The following is a 20019-nucleotide window of genomic DNA, read 5'->3' on the forward strand; positions in this document are numbered from 1 at the left end:
TTTAAAAAGGAACTTTATCGTCAGGGTCCTGCGAAATGTCAGGCATATCATCCGAAGGTAATTGGCTATTATCTATTTTTTTACTATCACCGGATAATGAATTTTTTCCATCCAACATGGTAAGACTCGAATTATAGCCTTGCAAAACTACTTGCGTACTGTACTTTTCTTGACCATTGCTGTCAGTGTATTTATTTGTATTTAATTGACCTTCAATATAAACTTGAGCTCCCTTTTTAAGATATTTTTGAACAACATTAACTAAACCTTCGTTAAAAATTACAACACGGTGCCATTCTGTTTTTTCTTTTCGTTCTCCTGTATTTTTGTCTTTCCAGCTTTCAGAAGTTGCAACACTTAAACGTGCAACGCTTTTGCCATTTTGCATTTGCTTAATTTCTGGATCATTTCCAAGTCTGCCAATTAATAAAACTTTATTTAAGCTACCTGCCATAATATAGATCTTTTTTGTGCTAAGAATTTAATGTTTATTATATCAGACTAATCAAATTAAAAGAATAAAATTTACTAGAAAAGATGAGTAATACTGTCAAAAAAATCGTTATTAAAGGGGCAAGAGAACATAATTTAAAAAATATTTCACTGGAGATTCCAAGAGATAAATTAATAACAATAACAGGATTGTCTGGCTCTGGTAAATCATCGTTAGCTTTTGATACGATCTATGCAGAGGGACAAAGAAGATATGTCGAGAGTTTATCTGCCTACGCAAGACAATTTTTAGATCGAATGAGAAAACCTGATGTTGATTTGATAGAAGGTTTGTCTCCAGCAATTTCAATTGAGCAAAAAACGACTTCAAAAAATCCAAGATCAATCGTTGCAACGGTAACTGAAATTTATGATTATATGCGTGTTTTATACGCTCGTATTGGAATTCCCTATTCACCATTCACAGGAAAACCCATAAAATCTCAAACCGTCTCGGAAATGGTAGATCGTATATTAAATCTGCCAAAACAATCTAAAATTCAAATCTTTGCTCCAATAGTAAGAGGAAGAAAAGGAGAATATAAAAAAGAGTTATTAGGTTACAAAAAAAGAGGCTTTCAGAAAACTAGAATTGATGGAAAAATTTATGAGATAGATGAGTCACCCACTTTAAATAAAAACATAAAACACGATATAGATATTTACATAGACGGATTCATAAATGATAAAAAAGAACAGCAACGAATAGCAGAGAGTATTGAGACAACTTTATCATTATCTGACGGTTTAGTTTATGTAGATTTTATAAATGAAAATCTTCCTAAAGAATTTAAAAAAAGTGAAAAAATAGTTTTTTCTTCAAAATTTGCATGTCCAGAGAGTGGTTTTACTATAGAGGAAATAGAACCTAGACTATTTTCTTTCAATAGCCCGTATGGAGCCTGCCCTGAATGTGAAGGGATTGGTGTTGATCTTTATATAGATCCAAAATTAGTAATTCCTAATGAAAAAAAATCTTTAATTGATGGTGCAATCGTACCATGGTCATCAAGTTCAACTTTGTATTACGCTCAAACTTTATCTTCTCTTGCTAAACATTATGATTTTTCACTTGAAACCCCATGGAAAGATCTACCCAAAAAAATTCAAGATATAATTTTGTATGGATCAGATGAGGAAGAAATAAAATTTTCTTATGATGATGGGTATGAAAAATATTCAAACAAAAAAACATTTGAAGGTGTTGTTAATAATTTGGAAAGAAAGTATTTAGAAACCGATAGCGATTGGAAAAGAGATGAAATATCTCAATTTCAAAATGAAACGGAATGTGACAGATGCAAAGGTATGCGCCTAAAAGAAGAAGCTCTTTCTGTTAAAATAAAAGAATTAAATATTAGTGAAGTTTCAAAAATGTCTATCCAGAGTGCTTATGAATGGTTTTCAAGCCTCCCAAATTATTTAACTGAAAAAGAAAATAAAATTTCAGTGCATATTTTAAAAGAAATTAACGAAAGATTAAGTTTCTTAATAAATGTTGGACTTGATTATTTGAACTTATCAAGATCATCTGGAACTTTATCAGGCGGAGAGTCGCAAAGAATAAGATTGGCATCACAAATTGGCTCAGGACTTACTGGTGTTTTATATGTTTTGGACGAGCCCTCCATAGGACTGCATCAAAAAGATAACATTAAATTATTAAATGCTCTTAAAAGATTAAGAGATCTAGGAAATACAGTAATAGTTGTTGAGCATGATGAAGAGGCAATGCTTAATTCTGATTATATAATTGATCTTGGTCCAGGAGCTGGAACAGAAGGAGGAAAAATTATTGCTATGGGATCACCTTCGGAAATTAAAGAAAATGAGCATAGCATTACTGGACAATATTTATCTGGAAAAAAATATATTTCTATTCCTCAGATAAGAAGAAAAGCAAAAGATGGAAGATATTTAAGTTTAAGTGGAGCAACTGGAAATAATTTGCAAAATGTTTCAACCAAGATACCACTTGGCACTTTTACAGCGGTAACAGGCGTTTCTGGTAGCGGAAAATCTACCTTTGTCCTTCACACACTCTATCGAGCATTAAATTTAATGATTAATAAAACTATAACTAAAAATATGCCAAAACCTTTTAAAGGTATTCAGGGCTATGAATATTTGGATAAAATAATTGATATTGACCAATCTCCAATTGGCAGAACTCCAAGGTCAAATCCCGCAACCTACTCTGGAGCTTTTACAGTAATAAGAGAATGGTTCGTTAATTTACCTGATTCAAAAGCAAGAGGTTATAAACCAGGAAGATTTTCTTTTAACGTAAAGGGAGGAAGATGTGAAGCTTGTGAGGGGGATGGAGTTATAACTTATGAAATGCATTTTTTACCAGATGTTTATGTTCAATGCGATGTGTGCAAAGGGAATAGATATAATAGGGAAACTCTTGAAATAAGATTTAAGGACAAAAATATTGCCGATGTCTTAAATATGACTGTTGATGAAGGCGTCATCTTTTTTGAAAATATTTCATCAATACGAGATAAGCTTTTAACGCTTCAAAAAGTTGGACTTGGTTATATAAAAATTGGTCAACAAGCTACCACTCTATCTGGTGGGGAAGCTCAAAGAATAAAACTTGCAAAAGAATTGTCAAAAAGAGCAACCGGAAGGACTATTTATATTCTTGATGAACCAACCACAGGTTTGCATGTTCATGATGTAAAAAAATTATTAGAGGTTCTACATACATTCGTAAATAAAGGAAATACAGTTATTGTAATTGAGCATAATTTAGATGTGATAAAAACTGCTGATTGGATTATTGATATGGGTCCTGAAGGTGGAGTAAAAGGTGGAAAAATTATTTCTGAAGGAACTCCAGAGGATGTTTCGTTAACAAAGGGAAGTTATACTGGAGAATTTTTAAAAAAAATTCTATCTAAGAATATTTCAAGAAAGAGTGCTTAAAAATAATTTTTATGGTAATTTAATATTATGAGAATCAGTAATATTCTTTTGTCTCTCCCAAAAACGTTATTAAGTTCTGTCATTGCTACTTTAATTTTTTTTTCAATCTTATTTTATATTAATGATGGATGGGCTAATGATAGATATTTTTGGAGCGCTATATTTAGATACTTCCACGTATTATCTGGAATTATGTGGATAGGATTACTTTGGTATTTTAATTTTGTTCAAATTCCTAGTATGCCAAAAATTCCCGATGAACAAAAACCTGCTATTGGAAAAGTAATTGCACCAACGGCTTTATTTTGGTTTCGTTGGGCTGCACTTTTGACAATAATTACAGGATTAATAACTGCTTACTTAAACGGTTATGTTCATGAAGCTTTAGGATTTAAAGGTGGAGCTAAAAACATAACAATAGGCATTGGAATGTGGCTTGGAATAATTATGGCCATTAATGTTTGGTTTATTATTTGGCCAAATCAAAAAAGGGCTTTGGGCATCGTTGAATGTGATCCCGAAGTGAAAGCTAAATCTGCAAGAACAGCTCTATTAGTATCTAGAGTGAATACTTTTTTGTCAATTCCGATGCTATTAACAATGGTAGCTGCACAAAATCTATATTAAGGCGTATTATCAATTTTTATAGACCAATCTCTTTTTACTTTAAAAAATATTAAAATTGGCGCTGCAATATAAATAGAAGAATATGTGCCTACGATAATTCCAAAAGTTATAGCAAAAGCAAAACCTCTTAAAACCTCTCCACCAAAGATTAACACCGCTACAATACATAAAAGTGTTGTTCCTGACGTTTTTAATGTTCTTGAAAGAGTATTATTCAATGATTCATTTATTAAAATTGATAATTCTGATGAGCTATCTTTTTTTAAATTTTCCCTAATTCTGTCATAAATAATAACCGTATCATTAATTGAGTAACCTAAAATAGTTAATAAAGCTGCAATTATAGAAAGATCAAATTGTAAACCCAGAAGTGCAAAAACACCAACGGTAATAATTAAATCGTGAAGGAGAGCAACGATGCCTCCAAGACTAAATTGCCACTCAAAACGAAACCATAGATATAAGAAGATTGCGATCAAACATAATAAAACAGAGTAAATCGCAGACTTTATTAATTCTGAGCCAACTTTTGGTCCTACAGTTTCAATTTTTCTAATTGTTATCTTTTCTTTTAAATCTTTTTCTAAAATATTTTTAATATCGTTGGGAGAGATAGAATTATCTGTATAAATTAATAAATCATTTGCAGTTCCAAATTCTTTTACAGAAAAATTATTAATTTTAGATTTTGAAAGTGAATTTCTGATTTTTTCAATATCCATCTTTTTTTCTAATCTTATTTCAATAGTTGTGCCGCCTTTAAAATCTACACCTAAATTTAAACCTTTTGAAAATATCAAAATGAAAGAGAAAAAAACAAGAGAGGCTGATACTAAAATAAAAAATTTTTTATATTTTAAGAAATCAAAATTGGTCATTTAAAAACTTATTAATTTATCTTTATTATTCTTAATGTATTTTCCAACCATTAACCTATTTACAGTAAAAGCTGTAAAGAAAGAGGTTGCAAGACCAACGCATAATGTGACTGCAAAACCTTTTACAGGTCCACTTCCTAAATAGAATAAAATTACACCGGCAATAAATGTAGTTAAATTAGAATCGATAATCGTTAATAATGATTTCTTGTAAGCCAAATCAAAGGCAATGATATTAGATTTTTCAATCTTTAATTCTTCCTTGGCACGTTCAAAAATAATAACATTTGTATCTATTGCCATTCCAACAGTTAGGATTATTCCAGCTATTCCCGGCAAAGTGAGAGTAGATCCAAATAAAGTTAATATTGAAATTAGAATTACAACATTTAGTAAAAGTGAAATATTTGCAAAAAAACCCAGTAACTTGTAAGCATAAATCATGTAAATAAAAGCGAGCAAAAAACCTGCAATGAATGATATCAGGCCATAACGTATTGAATCTTCACCAAGATCTGCACCAACAGTTCTTTCCTCTATTATTTTCATTGGCGCTGGTAATGCCCCTGCTCTTAATAAAACTGCTAATTGATTTGCCTCCTCTACTGTAAAACCTCCAGAAATTTGTCCACTTCCTGTAAGTATTGGTTCTCTAATAACCGGAGAGCTTAAAATTTCATTATCCAATATAATGGCAAGTGGTCTACCCACATTATCTTTAGTGGCATTTGCAAACTTTTTAGCTCCTATACTATCGAATTTAAAACTTACAATTGATTGATTAGTATCCCTTTCGAAACCAGGCTGTGCGTCAATTAAATTTTCTCCAGAAACAATTAATTTTTTTTCAACTTCAATAAAAGAACCATCTGCTTTGTTTTTAATTTTTTCAAACCCAATATTATCTTTATCAACAGAACTTGATTTTAAAAACTTAAAATTAAGTTGAGCAGTTTTGCCAAGAATATTTTTAAAATTAGATGGATCGGACAAGCCAGGCAGCTCAACAATAATTCTATTATCTCCCTTTTGCTGAATAGAAGGTTCTTTTGTACCAAGTTGATCTACTCTTTTTCTAACAATTTCAATAGATTGATTAATTGTATCTTTTTTTAAATTTTTAATATAATCATCAGAAAACTGTAAGATAATTAAATTTTTATCAATTTTATAAACAAAATCTTTTTTTAAGTTTTCTAAATTGTTATTAAGAAATATATTTTCTCTGCCAGCTCGATTAATTAAATTTATAGCATCATCTTTTTGGGATAAATTTTTTAACTCAAACTGTATTTTGTTATTTGAAAAAGTTAAGTTTTTATAATCAAATTTTTTTTCATCAAAAATTTTTTTTATATCGTTATATTTTTCTTGAGTTTTCTTAATAAGTAAGGGATTAATATCAATCTCTAACAATAAATATGAGCCCCCCTGAAGATCTAGCCCAAGATTTACTTTTTTATCTAAAAAAATTTTATATTTATTAGTAAAATTAAAATTTCCAATAAATATATAAAAAAAAATTAATAGAGAAATTAGAATAAGTCCAATTTTGAATCTGGAAAAATTTAACACTACTTAAATTATTTTGTTTCTGATTTAGATAAGACTTGTGAGATAGTAGATTTTATAATTTTAACATTTATATTTTCAGCGATTTCTAAATCTGCTTTTTCATCATCTATAATTCTCGTAATCTTTCCAACAATACCACCTGCTGTGACAACAGTGTCACCTCTTGTTAATTTAGTTATCATTAATTTATGCTCAGCAACTCTTTTTTGTTGTGGACGAATTAAAAGAAAATAGAAAATTACAAAAATTAATATTAATGGAATAAATTGTGCAAAACCGGAAGCTGACATAATGTGGTGAATATACTAGAAGATCTTTAAATACAATATTTTATTTAATAATTTTACGTATTTTTTAAATTTTTTTTAAACCATTCATATAACTTTGAAGAGCAATAGGTATACTAACAGAGCCATCTTTGTTTTGATGATTTTCGAGTATTGCAATTAAAGTTCTGCCGATAGCAAGGCCTGACCCATTTAATGTTGTTACATAGTCAATTTTTTTATTTAAATCTTTATAACGTGCTAGCATTCTACTTGATTGAAATTGCCCACAAGAAGAGCAGCTAGATATTTCTCTATAGCTATTTTGTGATGGTATCCAAACCTCAATATCATAGGTTTTTTCTGCTGAAAAGCCCATGTCTCCAGACGAAAGCAACATAACTCTAAAAGGTAATTCAAGTTTTTTAAGAATTGTTTCTGCACAATTTGTTAATCTCTCAAGTTCGTTATTATTTTCCTCTGGTCTAACAATACTTACTAGTTCAACTTTTTGAAATTGATGCTGTCTCATCATACCTTTAGTATCTTTGCCAGCTGCTCCAGCTTCAGCTCTAAAACAAGGTGTAGCAGCCACATACCGCAATGGCAAATCCTCATAATTTAATATTTTATCTCTAACAATATTTGTTAGCGATACTTCGGCTGTAGGTATTAACCATAAACCATTTTCTAAAGAAAATTGTTCTTTTGCAAATTTTGGCAATTGTCCAGTTGAATACATAGATTTTTCATTAACGATTATAGGGACATTCATCTCTAGATAGTCAAATTCTTTAACATGGATATCAATCATAAAATTAATTAATGCTCTCTCTAATTTTGCAATATTTCCCTTTGTAATTACAAATCTCGAACCAGAAATTTTAACTGCTGTTTCAAAGTCCATTAAATCTTTTTCTAAACCTATTTCATCATGCGACTTAATTTTAAAGTCAAAACTTCTAATATTACCAAATTTTCTTAATTCTTTATTACTTGAACTATCTTTTCCAATGGGCACATCATCCAAGTGGATATTAGGTAGATTCAGGAGAATTTTGTTAATTTTTTCTTTTTGTTCAGTTATTTTTTTTTCAAAATTTTCAATATCAATTTTCATTAATGATACTTTTTCAGACAGTGATAAGAAATCTTTACTTTTTTTATCTTTATATGTTGAAAGAGTTTTTGAAATTTTATTTCTTTCCTCTTGAAGTTTTTGCTGTTTTTCTAAGTTTTGTCTTAAGCTTGAGTCTAATAAAATAATCTCATCAATTATTGTATCTGAGTTTTCAATAAATCTCTCAATATACTTTTTTTTACAAATAACTGGTTTTTCTCTTATATGTTTAAGTATTATCATTCTTATTTTTTTCTAAATATTTAATTATTAAAATAGATATTTCATATAAGAGCATTAATGGAATTGCTAACCCAATCTGGCTTATTGGATCTGGAGGGGTAATAATTGCAGCTACAATAAATATAATTACTATAATATACCGTCTTCTTTCTGATAAATATTTAGAGTCAATAAAGCCAACAGTTGCTAATAAAATTAGTAAAACTGGTAACTCAAAACTAAGCCCAAACGCGAGCATAAAAATCATTATTAAAGAAAGATATTCGCTTACTCTTGCCTCTAATTGAATAGGCATACTTGTTTGGGATTTAAGAGATTCAAATGATAAAAAAAACTTAATTGCTAATGGCATTATGAAATAATAGGCCAAAAACGCCCCAAGTAGAAAAAGAACTGGAGTTGCTATCATAAATGGTAAAATAGCTTTCTTCTCGTTTGAATATAATCCTGGCGCTATAAATTTCCAAATTTGAATTAAAAAAATTGGAAACGAAAAAAATAAGGCTGAGAAAAAGGATAACTTTAAATAAGTAATAAATGTTTCTTGTAATGCGGTAAAAATTAATCTTTTATTACCAATCCCACCTTCTCCCAAAGCTTTTACATATGGCTGTAGTAAAAAATCATAAATTTTATCCGCATTCATATAAGAAATAATAAAAGCTAATACAAAAAAGATTAGACTTTTTATAATCCGTGATCGGAGTTCTAATAAATGTTCTGATATAGTTGATTGATTTTGATCATTATTAATATTCATAAAAATAAAAATTAAGATTTATCTTTTTTTTTTTTATTTTCTTCTTCTAAATCAATATTAACAATTTTTTTTATATCTTTTTCTTGTTCTTGAACAATATCATCAATTCCTTTTTGAAAGGAATTAACATAATTCTTTATTCCATTTTTTATTTGGATAAATTTTCTAATAACAACAGGAAGGTCCTTGGGTCCTATAACTAATATAGCAACTAGGATTATGACTAAAATTTCTGACCACCCTATTTGTGGCATAAATTATTTTAGTGATTTGACTTTGAATTTTGATCTTTATCGTTTGGATCTTTTTTATCTGCTGATTGATCATCAGACATACCCTTTTTAAAACTTTTTATTCCTTTAGCTACATCTCCCATTAAATCAGATATTTTGCCTCTGCCAAACAAGAGAACAATTACTATAACAACAATAATTATATGCCAAAAACTAAGACCCATATATAAAACCTATATATTAATTAATATTTTAATACAAATAATTAGTTGTCTTTTTTGTTTAATGTTCCAGAAAGCATGTCGTCAATATTTGAAAAAATGTCTTCTTTAGATACTTTTTCAAGGTCATCTTGTGCAAACTTGTTTGTTCCAAAAATTGATCTATCGAGGCGACTATCTATCAGTCCGGCCGATGCAAGCTCTTCAGAATTTGGTAAATCTGATAAAGATTTTAAATTAAAATGACTTAAAAAAGTATCCGTTGTTACATATAATAACGGCTTACCAGGTATTTCTTTTCTCCCATTGGGTTTAACCCATCCGAGCTCAAATAATATTTCTAAAGTTCCAGTACTAAATGATACTCCTCTAATCTCCTCAATTTCAGAGCGGGTTACGGGTTGATGATAAGCTATAATAGCTAAAGTTTCTATTGTAGCTTTCGATAACTTTCTTTGCTGAACAACTTCACTTGCAATTTTTTTTGATAAATTATCTGCTGTTCTAAAAGACCATTTATTAGAAATTTCATAAAGATTTATACCTCGATCTATAAATTCAGATTGTAATTCTTTTAAAATTTTTAAAACATCAACATTTAGTTCAATTTTCGATTTAATTGTTTCTATATCCAAAGGTTCATCAGCAGCAAATAAGATCGCTTCAACTAGTCTTTTGGCATCTTTATTTTTATTCAACATTTTTATGTAGCTTTTATTAATATTTTATCAAAAATTTTTTTTTGCATAATAGACAATTTTCCTTCTCTAACTAGCTCTAGGCTTCCAGCAAAAGTTCCTGCTAATCCTGATTTTTGTAAATTTTTAGAACCAGAAAAAGATCCGGGAACAACATCTTTTATATCTCTCCACTCTGTTAATTCTTTTAGTAAACTCGTAATTTTTTTTATTGCTTCCTCCATTGTATAAACTGGTAATTTTGAAATATTCATAATGGAAAAATTTTGTTTTCTTTTTATTTCAGCATAAGATTTAATAAGCTCATAAAGTGATACAGCATATTTTGATGTCGAAATAGATTTAATTCCCTCTCGAATACCTTTTGTAAAAATATCTCTTCCTAGCTGTTTTTGTGACACAAGTTTATCAGAGAGAAATCTTATTGCTTCTAACTTTCTTAATTGTAATTTTAACTTTTCAGCCATTTGAAGAGCTGAAAAATCATCTTCATAATCATCTGGTAATAATAATCTAGATTTTAAATATGCGAGCCATGTTGCCATGACCAAAAAATCAGCTGCTAGTTCTAAATTCTTTTTTATATTATTGATAAATTTTAAATATTCGTCAGCTAACTGAACAATAGAAATTTTCATAAGATCTACTTTTTGAGATTTAGCTAAATCCAAAAGTAGCTCTAGAGGTCCTTCATAATTATCAATATTTAGATTAAATTCATCTTCTTGTTTCTCTTGAATAGAAGGTTTTAATTCAACAATACTGCTCATGTAATTTATTTAACTGATTCTTTAGTTAAATTTATAAAAATTTGCCTTAATTTTTTTTGTTAATTTATTTGTAAAATTATCAATTTCTGGCACGATTAAGGAAAGTTTCTTCATTTGATCCAAGTTTCCATTGCAATGTAACAAAACATTACAACCAGCATCTAGGGTTAATTTAGCATTTTTCAATATACTGCCAGACAATGCTTTCATGCAAATATCGTCTGACATTAATATTCCTCTAAAACTAAGATACTTTCTTATAATGTCATTAATTATTTTTTTTGATTGTGTTGCACATCTTGTTGGATCAATGTTTTTATACAAAATATGTGCAGACATTGCTAAATAACTATTAACTTTTTTAAATGTTCTGAAATCATTATTTTTTAAGTAATCCAAGGAAAGGTTTACTTGCGGTAACGCAAAGTGGGAGTCTATGCTAGTGCAGCCGTGCCCAGGTATATGCTTAATAACAGTTTCAAGTCCTGATTTTTTATAAGATTTTATTAAGTATTTTGATAATTTTACAACGATTTTATAATTTGTTGAAAAAGATCTATTTCCAATAACGTTTTTTTTATCTGCATTAAATAAATCAAGAACAGGAACTGTATTTATATTAATTCCACAATATTTTAATATTGAAATATTTATTTTAAGAAATTTATCGAATTTTGAATAAAATTTAGGATCATTATTGTAAATATCTCCAAAATATTTTGCGTTGTAATTTTCAAGATTTATAATGTTTTTAAAACGGTTTACCATTCCTCCTTCTTGATCAATTAATATTGGAAAATTTTTATCCTTAAAAAGATCTTTTATACTGGTTGTTAGATTTTTAACTTGTTCTAGATTTTTTATATTTCTAGAAAATAAAATAATTCCCCAAGGTTTATATTTTTTAAAAAAAGTAATTTCATTTAAATTTAACTTAAAACTATCAATTCCAAAAATAATTGCGTGCGTTTTCAAAATTTATTTTATTAACTCCCAATATTGTTTTTGCTTATAAATATTTTTAAAGAAATCATTGTTATCGATTCTTTTTTTAAAATCAGAGGATGAGCTAATTTTATCTAATTTTTCAATATGTGAATTTAAAAAGACTAAATAATCTAATCTTTTTTTGTCTGCATTTTTAATAAATAAATTGGAATTATAGTAAAATAAACAAAGTATTAAAAAAGAGAAAACGAGAAAAAAAGCTATTATATTATATAAATTTTTTTTCATTAATTACATTTCAACTGGAGCAGTAACATTAAGAATATCTAATCCAGTTTTTATAACTAATTGTATTTTTTTAATTAAGAATAACCGTGCCGACTGAATTTCAGGATTATTCTCATTCAAAATTTTTAAGTTATCATTTTCATTTCCAGAGTTCCAGTAAGTATGAAATAAACTTGCTAATTCATATAAATAAAACGGAACTCTATGTGGTTCTAAATGATATGCTGATAACTCTAAGCACTTAGGCCACTCAGCTATTTTTTTTATTATATCAATCTCTATTTCTTGATTAAGAAAACTTAAATTTAATTTTTTTTCATTGCTGATTTCATATTTAGTTTTTCTAAATAAGGAACAAATTCTAGCATGAGCATACTGAACATAAAATACTGGATTTTCTTTGGAATGATCAGTAACTAAATCAAAGTCAAAATCTAATTGTGAGTCATTACTTCGATATATCATCATAAATCTTACGGAATCTTTGCCAACTTCATTTATAAGATCGCTTGCAGTTATGAAATCCCCTGCTCTTTTTGACATTTTTAACTGATTTCCTGATTTAAATAGTTTAACTAGCTGACAAACTTTGGAAATCATTTGTTGTTGATTTTCAGATAAAGCGGATACACAAGAGGCTTGTCTTTTTAAATAACCGGCATGATCTGCTCCAAGAACGTTTATAAGCAAATCAAACTTTCTATCTATTTTATTAAGGTGATAAGCAACATCATTTGCAAAATAAGTCCAAGTGCCATCTGATTTTTTTAATGCTCTGTCGGAGTCATCCCCAAATTTAGTAGATTGAAATAAAATTTGCTTTCTAGGTTCCCAATCATCAACTTCATTTCCTTTTGGTTTTGCTAAAATTCCCTCATAGACATAATTTTTTTTCTTTAATATGTCTAAAGCCCTTTCAACTAAATTTTGATTAACAATATCATTTTCAGAAATAAAATTATTATGAACAATTCCAAGTTGTTTTAAGTCATTTTTTATTAAATTCATCGCTTCTTCTATACAAACTTTTTTAAGATCATTAAAAATTAAATTATAATTTTCAAAATTACTGAGATTATTTTTTTTTAAAATATTTTTTGCTATATCAATTACATACTCACCTGGGTATAGATCCTGGTCCTCGGGGAATAAAGTTTTATTTTTTATTTCTAATATTCTATAATAAACAGATTTTACAAATTGATTAATTTGATTGCCGTAATCGTTAATATAATATTCTTTAACAACTTTATTTCCAACAAAACTCAATAGATTTGCTAATATATCCCCAAAAACAGCTCCTCTACAATGGCCTACATGCAAAGGACCAGTTGGATTTGCAGATACGTATTCGATTAAAATTTTTTTAGGTACGAAATTATCGCTTTTTCCAAAATTTATGTCTGTTGCTTTTAAAAAATTGTACCAAAAATCCTTATTAAAAAAAAAATTTAAAAATCCAGGTTTAGCTACTTCAATTTTTATAATCTCTTTAAATTTACTATCCAAATGTTTTTTAATAATAGCAGCAAGCTCAACTGGACTTAGATTATTTTCTTTAGCAAAAATCATTGGAGCATTGGTACTCAAATCACCATGGGTTTTTATTTTTGGAATTTCTACTGAAAAATTATCTAATTTTTCAGGCAACTTAATAAGTTTATTTTTTTCTAATACTTTAAAAAAATCAATCAATTTAATTTTATAATTAGTAAAGATATTCATCTAATTTTATTATATAAATCAATTGCAAACTTATCTGTCATCCCGGCAATAAAATCTGAAACTGATCTTTCTAGTCCCCACTTGTTTTTTATATCTGAAGGTAAAAATTTTTTATTATTTTTAATTAAATATATATATAAAGTTTTTATAATTTTTTCAGCTTTGTCGGTCATTTCTTTGACGGATTTATTTTCATACATATTTAATTTTAAAAATTCTCGAATTTGGTTATTTGCCTTAATTAATTTTGGTGAAAAACTTACTATAAATTTTTTGGAATTATAAACATCGTCAATTGTTTTGATTTTGTATTTCTTTAAATTTTTTTTTGTATGTAAAATCAAATCGGTGACCATAAAATTAATTATTGATCTAATAATTTCGTTTCTAAGTAATTTTTTATTTTTAAACTGCTTATTTTTTTTTTTTATAATCTCTCCAATAATTGGCAAATCTTTAATATCATTAATTGAAAATAATCCGGCTCTGATGCCATCATCAATATCATGATTATTATAAGCAATATCGTCAGATAAAGCACTTATTTGTGCTTCTAAAGAAGATTGATTATAAAAATTAATTTTTTTAATCTTATTTAAATTAGGTAGTAAATCTAGGTTTTGTTTTATTAAATAATTTGGACCATTATGTTTAACAATTCCGTCTATTGTATTAATAGATAAATTTAAGCCATCAAAATTTTGATAAGCCTTTTCTAATTCTGTAACTAGACGTATTGAATGAATGTTATGATTAAAACCACCATGATCTCTTATACAATAATCTAAAATTTTTTCTCCCGCATGACCAAATGGTGGATGACCCAAATCATGGGCTAAACTAATAGCCTCTGATAAATCTTCATTTAATTTCAAATATCTTGAAATTGATCTTGATATTTGTGACACTTCCAAGGTATGCGTAAGTCTTGTTCTATAATGATCTCCCTCGTCATACACAAAAACTTGTGTTTTATATTTTAACCTTCTAAATGAAGTTGAATGTATAATTCTATCACGATCCCTTTGATAAAATGATCTATAGAGGTTTTTTTTATCACCAAATTGTCTTCCCAAATAATTTGAATTATTAGAGGAAAATTTAATTAATAACTTATTGTAATTCTCAACCCCAGACATATATTAATAATTAACATATAAATTGAATGACTAATAATTTTACCATTACAGATAAAGCAAAAAAAAAGATAGGAAATCTTTTAGAAAAAGAAAATATTAATAAGTTTTTTAGGATAGAGGTCAAAGGTGGTGGTTGTTCTGGTTATAAATACAACTTCACAACAGATATGAAAGTAAATGAGGATGATCTAGTTTTTGAAAATGTTTTAATCGACAAATCATCTTTCGCTTTAATAGAAGGTTCAATTCTTGATTTTTCAGAAAAATTAATTGAAAATACTTTTAAAATAGTAAATCCTAAAGCTACATCCTCATGTGGATGCGGAAGTTCTTTTGCTATTTAATGATAATAAGTAGTTGGAATGTTAATTCTGTACGAGTAAGATTAAATCATATTATTCAATACCTAAAAAAAAATAAGCCGAACTTTTTACTTCTTCAAGAAATAAAAACTGAAAGTAAAAATTTTCCATTCTCAGAGATAAAACAAATTGGGTATGATAGTGAGGTTAATGGACAAAAATCATACAATGGCGTGGCAATTATTTATAATAAAAAAATAAGTAATATAAATTTCAATGTTATTAATGATGAGCAAAAACAATCACGAACCATCGCAGTTGATGTGAATTATAAGAATCAATTAATCAAAATTATTTCTGTTTATGTTCCTAATGGAAATCCTGTAGATACTGATAAATATCAATACAAATTAAAATGGCTTAAATCTTTTGAAACATTTTTAATTAATCAGAGTAAATTAAAAAATAAATTAATAATCGGTGGAGATTTTAATATTATTCCTAACGAAGAGGATGTTTATAATCCAGAAGATTGGGAGAATGATGCTTTATTTAGAATTGAAATAAGAAAAATTTTTAGAAAAATATTAAACGAAGGTTATGAAGATTCTTTTAGATTAGTAAATAAGGAGCCAAATAACTATACATTCTGGGATTATCAACAAAGATCATTCGATAAAAATAAAGGATTAAGAATTGATCATTTTTTATTGTCAAAAAATATTAGCCATTTAATTAACGACGTAACTATTGATAAATATTTGAGAACTCTAGAAAGACCTTCCGATCACGTACCTATAAGATTAACTTTAAACTAAGCTCTACCGTAAATATCTTTAATACGAATAATATCATCTTCCCCTAAATAACTGCCAGTTTGAACTTCAATAATTTTTAACAAATTTTTTTGTTTGTTTTCAATTCGGTGAACTGCGCCTTGGGGAATAAAAATAGAATCTGATTTATCTAATAATATATTCTTTTTATTTAACGTAACATTAGCTTTTCCTTCAACTACAACCCAATTCTCAGATCTATATTTATGTTTCTGTAGACTAAGAACTGCTCCGGGGTTAACAACTAGTTCTTTTACTTGAAAATTTTTTCCAACAAATATGTTTGTAAATTGACCCCAAGGTCTTTGTGTAGTTGTGTGTTGATCTATAATTTTTGGAAATTTTTTACTAATTAAAGGATAAATTTCTTTAAGGTTATTATTATTTAGATCCGAAAGGTAAAGAACATCATTATTATCAACTGCAAGTATATTTTTTAAATTACTAGCAACAACAGTTCTGGTAGATGAAATATAAGAATTTTTGATATTGCTCTTGAATATATTACCTCTTATAAAATTATTATCTTTATCTTTTTTTTCGATTTGCCATTTTTGCATCCAACTACCTACATCTTTCCAGTCACTTAAAAGTTTTGAAGAATAAACATTTTTAGATTTTTCTAAAATAGCATGATCAAAAGAGATAGAATTAATTTTTGAATAATATTTATTATCTAATGTCACAATGTTATTTGTAAGTTTTGCATTTATATAAGAATCACATACTTGTACCGCCAGTTTGGTTTGTAAAACTGAAAATTCATTTAATAATGCTGATTTGTTTGAAAAAAATATTCCTGAGTTCCAAAGGTAATTGCTGTTTTTAATAAGTTTTTTTGCTAAAGATAAATTTGGTTTCTCAACGAATTTAATAACTTTGTTAAAATTTTTATTAACTCTTTTTGAATATAAATAACCATAGCCCGTCTCCGGATAATCAGGCTTAATGCCAAAAATAAAAATTTTATTCTTATCTAAATAGTTACAAAATTTTTTAATTTGTTTCTGAAAAACTAATTTTTTTTCAATTATATGATCAGAAGAAATAATTATTACAGGCTGATAAAATATTAAATCATCATCATTAATTGCTGCAAGAATTGCAGCTGCAGTGTTTTTTTTATCTGGCTCAACAAAGATTTTGCAATTTATATTTTTTGTTTCTTCTTTGATTTGGTCTAAAAAATTGGCATTAGAACAAATCGTAATAGAGTCAAAATTTACACCTGTGACTCTATCAATTGCGTGTTTTAATAAACTCTTTCCATTAATTTTAATAAATTGCTTAGGATGTTTTTTTCTAGATTCTGGCCATAATCTAGTACCTTCTCCACCACATAAAATAATTGGCTTAATTTTCATTATATTAAAAAAAATAAAATAACTGGTATTGAAATAATAGAAGCAACAGTGGACACAAAAACAGCTGCGCCAATTTCTTGATCATATGAATTATTTTCTGAAGCTATCAAATATGTCAATATGGCAGCCGGCATTGTTGATTGTAATATTACAACTTTGGCTACAATACCATCAAGATTTAATAAATAAACTACCAGCAATCCAATAATCGGACCAATAATAATTTTAAATATACCAAGCAATAAACCTATTTTTAAATTTTTAGTATTAATTTTGCTGAGTGACATTCCTAATGCTAGCAAAACTAAAGGTATAACGAGTCCTGATAAAATTTTTGCAAAACTATTAATAAAACTTGGCATTTCAATTTTGTAAAATAAAATAAATAAAGAAGCTATTAATGCTAACAAAACAGGACTTAGTAATATTTTTTTTAAAGAATAGTTTCCTGATGAAATTGCAGAGTTGGCTGTAAAATGACTTACCATCACAATAGAGGCAAATCCAGCAGCTAATGCGAGACCTTCGCTCCCAAAAGTTAATAAAGCAAGTGGTAGACCCATGTTGCCACTGTTAGGATGCATTATTGGCGTTGTTAATTTAATAGATGGAAGTTTAAAAATTTTTATAAATATATATCCAAATAAAAAACCAAAAGTTAAAACTAAAAAAGCTGAAACAAAAATTTCAAAAAAAATATTTATAGTTAAATTTGCTCTAGTTATTGAATCATAAATCAGACATGGTAGAGCAATATTTGAAACAAGTTTTGTAACAGCAACAATATTAAAATCTTTGTTATAGATATTCCACAGATATCCAATAAATATTACAAAAATAACTGGGAGTATTATATTTAAAATTGTAAGAAACAATTATTCCTCAAATGTCCGCGTAACATTTTTTTTCTTTAGAGCCACCTGGGTGAGTTACTGCGCCATATTTTGAAGATCCAACAGACTGAGCATATTTCCAAAGGGTTCCTGATGTAAAATTAGGTTTTATATTTTTCCAAGATTTTTTTCGTTTTTGTAATTCAGAATTTGAAATTTTAACTTCAATAGTACCTTTATTAGCATCGATAATTATTGTATCGCCATTTTTTAATAATGCAATCGGACCACCATTAAATGCTTCTGGTGCAACGTGTCCAACGCAAAAACCTCTAGTTGCTCCTGAAAATCTTCCATCGGTAATCAATGCAACTTTTTCGCCCATTCCTTGTCCATAAATAGCTGCAGTAGTTGAAAGCATTTCTCTCATTCCAGGACCTCCTCTTGGTCCTTCATATCTAATAACTATAACGTCCCCTTCTTTATATTTTCGTTTTTGAACTGCTTTAAAAGCCTCTTCTTCACTATTAAAACACAAAGCTTTTCCTATAAACTTCAAAGTTTTCATTCCAGCGACTTTAACGATTGCGCCCTCAGGAGCTAAATTTCCCTGTAGACCAACAACTCCTCCTGTTTTTGATAGTGGTTTGTTATAAGGCCTCATTACATCTTGATTGTTATTAAACTTAACATTTTCTAAATTTTTTTTCATAGTTTCGCCAGTGACAGTCAAACAATCTCCATGCAAATAACCCCCGTCCAATAATGTTTTAAGAAGCATTGGCACTCCACCAGCCTCAAACATATCTTTTGCAACATATTTTCCACCAGGTTTTAAATCTGCTAAATAAGGAGTTTTTTTAAAAATTTTAGCAACATCCATAAGATCAAATTTGATTCCACATTCATTTGCAATTGCAGGAAGATGAAGAGCGGCATTTGTAGATCCGCCGGTAGCGGCTACAATAGTTGCAGCGTTTTGTAATGATTTGAGTGTAACGATATCTCTTGGTCTAATATTTTTCTTTAATAAAGACATTACTGCTTGCCCACTAGCATAAGCGTATTTATCTCTTTCCTCATACGGCGCAGGAGTTCCTGATGAATATGGTAACGCCAAGCCTATAGCTTCTGATACACATGCCATTGTATTTGCAGTGAATTGACCTCCGCAGGCTCCTGCACTTGGACATGCACTGATTTCTAATTCTTCTAAATCCTCATCTGACATTTGTTTGTTAGAATGTTTTCCAACAGCTTCAAAAACATCAACAACTGTTACGTCTTTTCCTTTAAATTTTCCTGGTAATATAGATCCACCATAAATAAAAACGCTAGGCACATTTAATCTACACATGGCCATCATTAATCCTGGTAAAGATTTATCACATCCAGCTAAACCAACTAATGCATCGTAACAATGACCTCTAACTGTTAGTTCTGTTGAATCTGCAATTATTTCTCTAGATATTAATGATGACTTCATTCCTTCATGCCCCATTGCAATTCCATCTGTAACTGTAATCGTACAAAATTCCCTCGGTGTTCCACTATTATCAGAAACACCTTTTTTTGCAGATTGAGCCTGTCTCATTAAAGCAATATTACACGGAGCTGCTTCATTCCATGTAGAAACAACTCCAACAAATGGCTTTGCAATATCACTTTTTTTTAAATCCATGGCATAATAAAAGGATCTGTGTGGAGCTCTATCGGGCCCCACTGTAGTATGACGACTGGGTAATTTTGATTTATCAAATTTCATAC

At 28.4% G+C, this 20019-nt stretch carries 20 protein-coding genes; 4 read left to right on the forward strand and 16 right to left on the reverse strand.

All coding sequences use genetic code 11. The features are described 5' to 3' along the window. Window position 1 precedes the first annotated feature (1 nt). Window positions 2-454, reverse strand: coding sequence for a single-stranded DNA-binding protein (gene ssb / locus CR143_RS02915; protein WP_099340342.1), 453 nt, complete (start codon window positions 452-454; stop codon window positions 2-4). Between the two features lie 83 nt (window positions 455-537). Here ssb and uvrA point away from each other — a divergent pair, with 83 nt between their 5' ends. Both uvrA and CR143_RS02925 read left to right on the forward strand, forming a co-directional pair. Continuing rightward, window positions 538-3426 carry an excinuclease ABC subunit UvrA gene (gene uvrA / locus CR143_RS02920; RefSeq protein WP_099340343.1) on the forward strand — a complete coding sequence of 963 codons (2889 nt, stop codon included), beginning with the start codon at window positions 538-540 and terminating at the stop codon, window positions 3424-3426. Between the two features lie 27 nt (window positions 3427-3453). After that, on the forward strand, window positions 3454-4053 hold the full coding sequence (locus tag CR143_RS02925) for a urate hydroxylase PuuD (protein WP_099340344.1): 600 nt from the start codon (window positions 3454-3456) through the stop codon (window positions 4051-4053). Here the strand turns inward: CR143_RS02925 and secF are convergent. The 12 genes from secF to CR143_RS02990 form a co-directional block, all read right to left on the reverse strand. Continuing rightward, window positions 4050-4931 (reverse strand): protein translocase subunit SecF, encoded by an 882-nt coding sequence (gene secF, locus CR143_RS02930; RefSeq protein ID WP_099340345.1) that lies wholly within the window; start codon window positions 4929-4931, stop codon window positions 4050-4052. The genes CR143_RS02925 and secF overlap by 4 nt on opposite strands. Further along, window positions 4932-6506, reverse strand: a complete 1575-nt coding sequence (gene secD / locus CR143_RS02935) for a protein translocase subunit SecD (protein WP_099340346.1) — start codon at window positions 6504-6506, stop codon at window positions 4932-4934. Window positions 6507-6514: 8 nt separating this feature from the next. Beyond that, window positions 6515-6796, reverse strand: a complete 282-nt coding sequence (gene yajC / locus CR143_RS02940) for a preprotein translocase subunit YajC (protein ID WP_099340347.1) — start codon at window positions 6794-6796, stop codon at window positions 6515-6517. Window positions 6797-6860: 64 nt separating this feature from the next. After that, a complete protein-coding gene (serS, locus tag CR143_RS02945; RefSeq protein ID WP_099340348.1) occupies window positions 6861-8135 on the reverse strand; it encodes a serine--tRNA ligase in 1275 nt (424 codons plus the stop codon). Beyond that, complete coding sequence (gene tatC / locus CR143_RS02950; RefSeq protein ID WP_099340349.1) at window positions 8122-8895, reverse strand: twin-arginine translocase subunit TatC; 774 nt, start codon at window positions 8893-8895, stop codon at window positions 8122-8124. Before tatC ends, serS begins: the two co-directional genes overlap by 14 nt. Before the next feature lie 11 nt (window positions 8896-8906). Beyond that, a complete protein-coding gene (gene tatB, locus CR143_RS02955) occupies window positions 8907-9149 on the reverse strand; it encodes a Sec-independent protein translocase protein TatB (RefSeq protein ID WP_099340350.1) in 243 nt (80 codons plus the stop codon). A gap of 8 nt (window positions 9150-9157) precedes the next feature. Then, on the reverse strand, window positions 9158-9352 hold the full coding sequence (locus CR143_RS02960; RefSeq protein WP_099340351.1) for a twin-arginine translocase TatA/TatE family subunit: 195 nt from the start codon (window positions 9350-9352) through the stop codon (window positions 9158-9160). Window positions 9353-9393: 41 nt separating this feature from the next. Next, on the reverse strand, window positions 9394-10050 hold the full coding sequence (gene scpB, locus CR143_RS02965) for an SMC-Scp complex subunit ScpB (RefSeq protein WP_099340352.1): 657 nt from the start codon (window positions 10048-10050) through the stop codon (window positions 9394-9396). A 2-nt stretch (window positions 10051-10052) separates the two neighbouring features. Beyond that, window positions 10053-10817 carry a segregation and condensation protein A gene (locus tag CR143_RS02970; protein ID WP_099340353.1) on the reverse strand — a complete coding sequence of 255 codons (765 nt, stop codon included), beginning with the start codon at window positions 10815-10817 and terminating at the stop codon, window positions 10053-10055. A 21-nt stretch (window positions 10818-10838) separates the two neighbouring features. Then, a complete protein-coding gene (locus tag CR143_RS02975) occupies window positions 10839-11792 on the reverse strand; it encodes a glycoside hydrolase family 3 N-terminal domain-containing protein (protein ID WP_099340354.1) in 954 nt (317 codons plus the stop codon). A 264-nt stretch (window positions 11793-12056) separates the two neighbouring features. Beyond that, window positions 12057-13778, reverse strand: coding sequence for an arginine--tRNA ligase (gene argS / locus CR143_RS02985; protein ID WP_099340356.1), 1722 nt, complete (start codon window positions 13776-13778; stop codon window positions 12057-12059). Continuing rightward, window positions 13775-14917 (reverse strand): deoxyguanosinetriphosphate triphosphohydrolase, encoded by a 1143-nt coding sequence (locus tag CR143_RS02990; RefSeq protein ID WP_099340357.1) that lies wholly within the window; start codon window positions 14915-14917, stop codon window positions 13775-13777. The genes argS and CR143_RS02990 overlap by 4 nt, the downstream gene beginning before the upstream one ends. Window positions 14918-14943: 26 nt before the next feature. On the opposite strand from CR143_RS02990, the gene CR143_RS02995 reads away from it, so the two are divergent. Beyond that, window positions 14944-15261, forward strand: coding sequence for a HesB/IscA family protein (locus CR143_RS02995; protein WP_099340358.1), 318 nt, complete (start codon window positions 14944-14946; stop codon window positions 15259-15261). After that, window positions 15261-16037 (forward strand): exodeoxyribonuclease III, encoded by a 777-nt coding sequence (gene xth, locus CR143_RS03000; RefSeq protein ID WP_099340359.1) that lies wholly within the window; start codon window positions 15261-15263, stop codon window positions 16035-16037. The genes CR143_RS02995 and xth overlap by 1 nt, the downstream gene beginning before the upstream one ends. Here xth and CR143_RS03005 read toward each other — a convergent pair. The 3 genes from CR143_RS03005 to ilvD are packed head-to-tail and all read right to left on the reverse strand — an operon-like array spanning window position 16034 to window position 20017. Continuing rightward, a complete protein-coding gene (locus tag CR143_RS03005) occupies window positions 16034-17419 on the reverse strand; it encodes a mannose-1-phosphate guanylyltransferase/mannose-6-phosphate isomerase (protein ID WP_099340360.1) in 1386 nt (461 codons plus the stop codon). The genes xth and CR143_RS03005 overlap by 4 nt on opposite strands. Then, complete coding sequence (locus CR143_RS03010) at window positions 17419-18294, reverse strand: AEC family transporter (RefSeq protein WP_099340361.1); 876 nt, start codon at window positions 18292-18294, stop codon at window positions 17419-17421. The genes CR143_RS03005 and CR143_RS03010 overlap by 1 nt, the downstream gene beginning before the upstream one ends. A 7-nt stretch (window positions 18295-18301) precedes the next feature. Then, the gene (gene ilvD, locus CR143_RS03015) at window positions 18302-20017 is read right to left on the reverse strand and encodes a dihydroxy-acid dehydratase (RefSeq protein WP_099340362.1); all 1716 of its coding nucleotides are present in this window, start codon (window positions 20015-20017) and stop codon (window positions 18302-18304) included. Window positions 20018-20019 lie beyond the last annotated feature (2 nt).

Origin of the sequence: Candidatus Fonsibacter ubiquis (assembly GCF_002688585.1) — a bacterium.
GTDB classification, from domain to species: domain Bacteria; phylum Pseudomonadota; class Alphaproteobacteria; order Pelagibacterales; family Pelagibacteraceae; genus Fontibacterium; species Fontibacterium commune.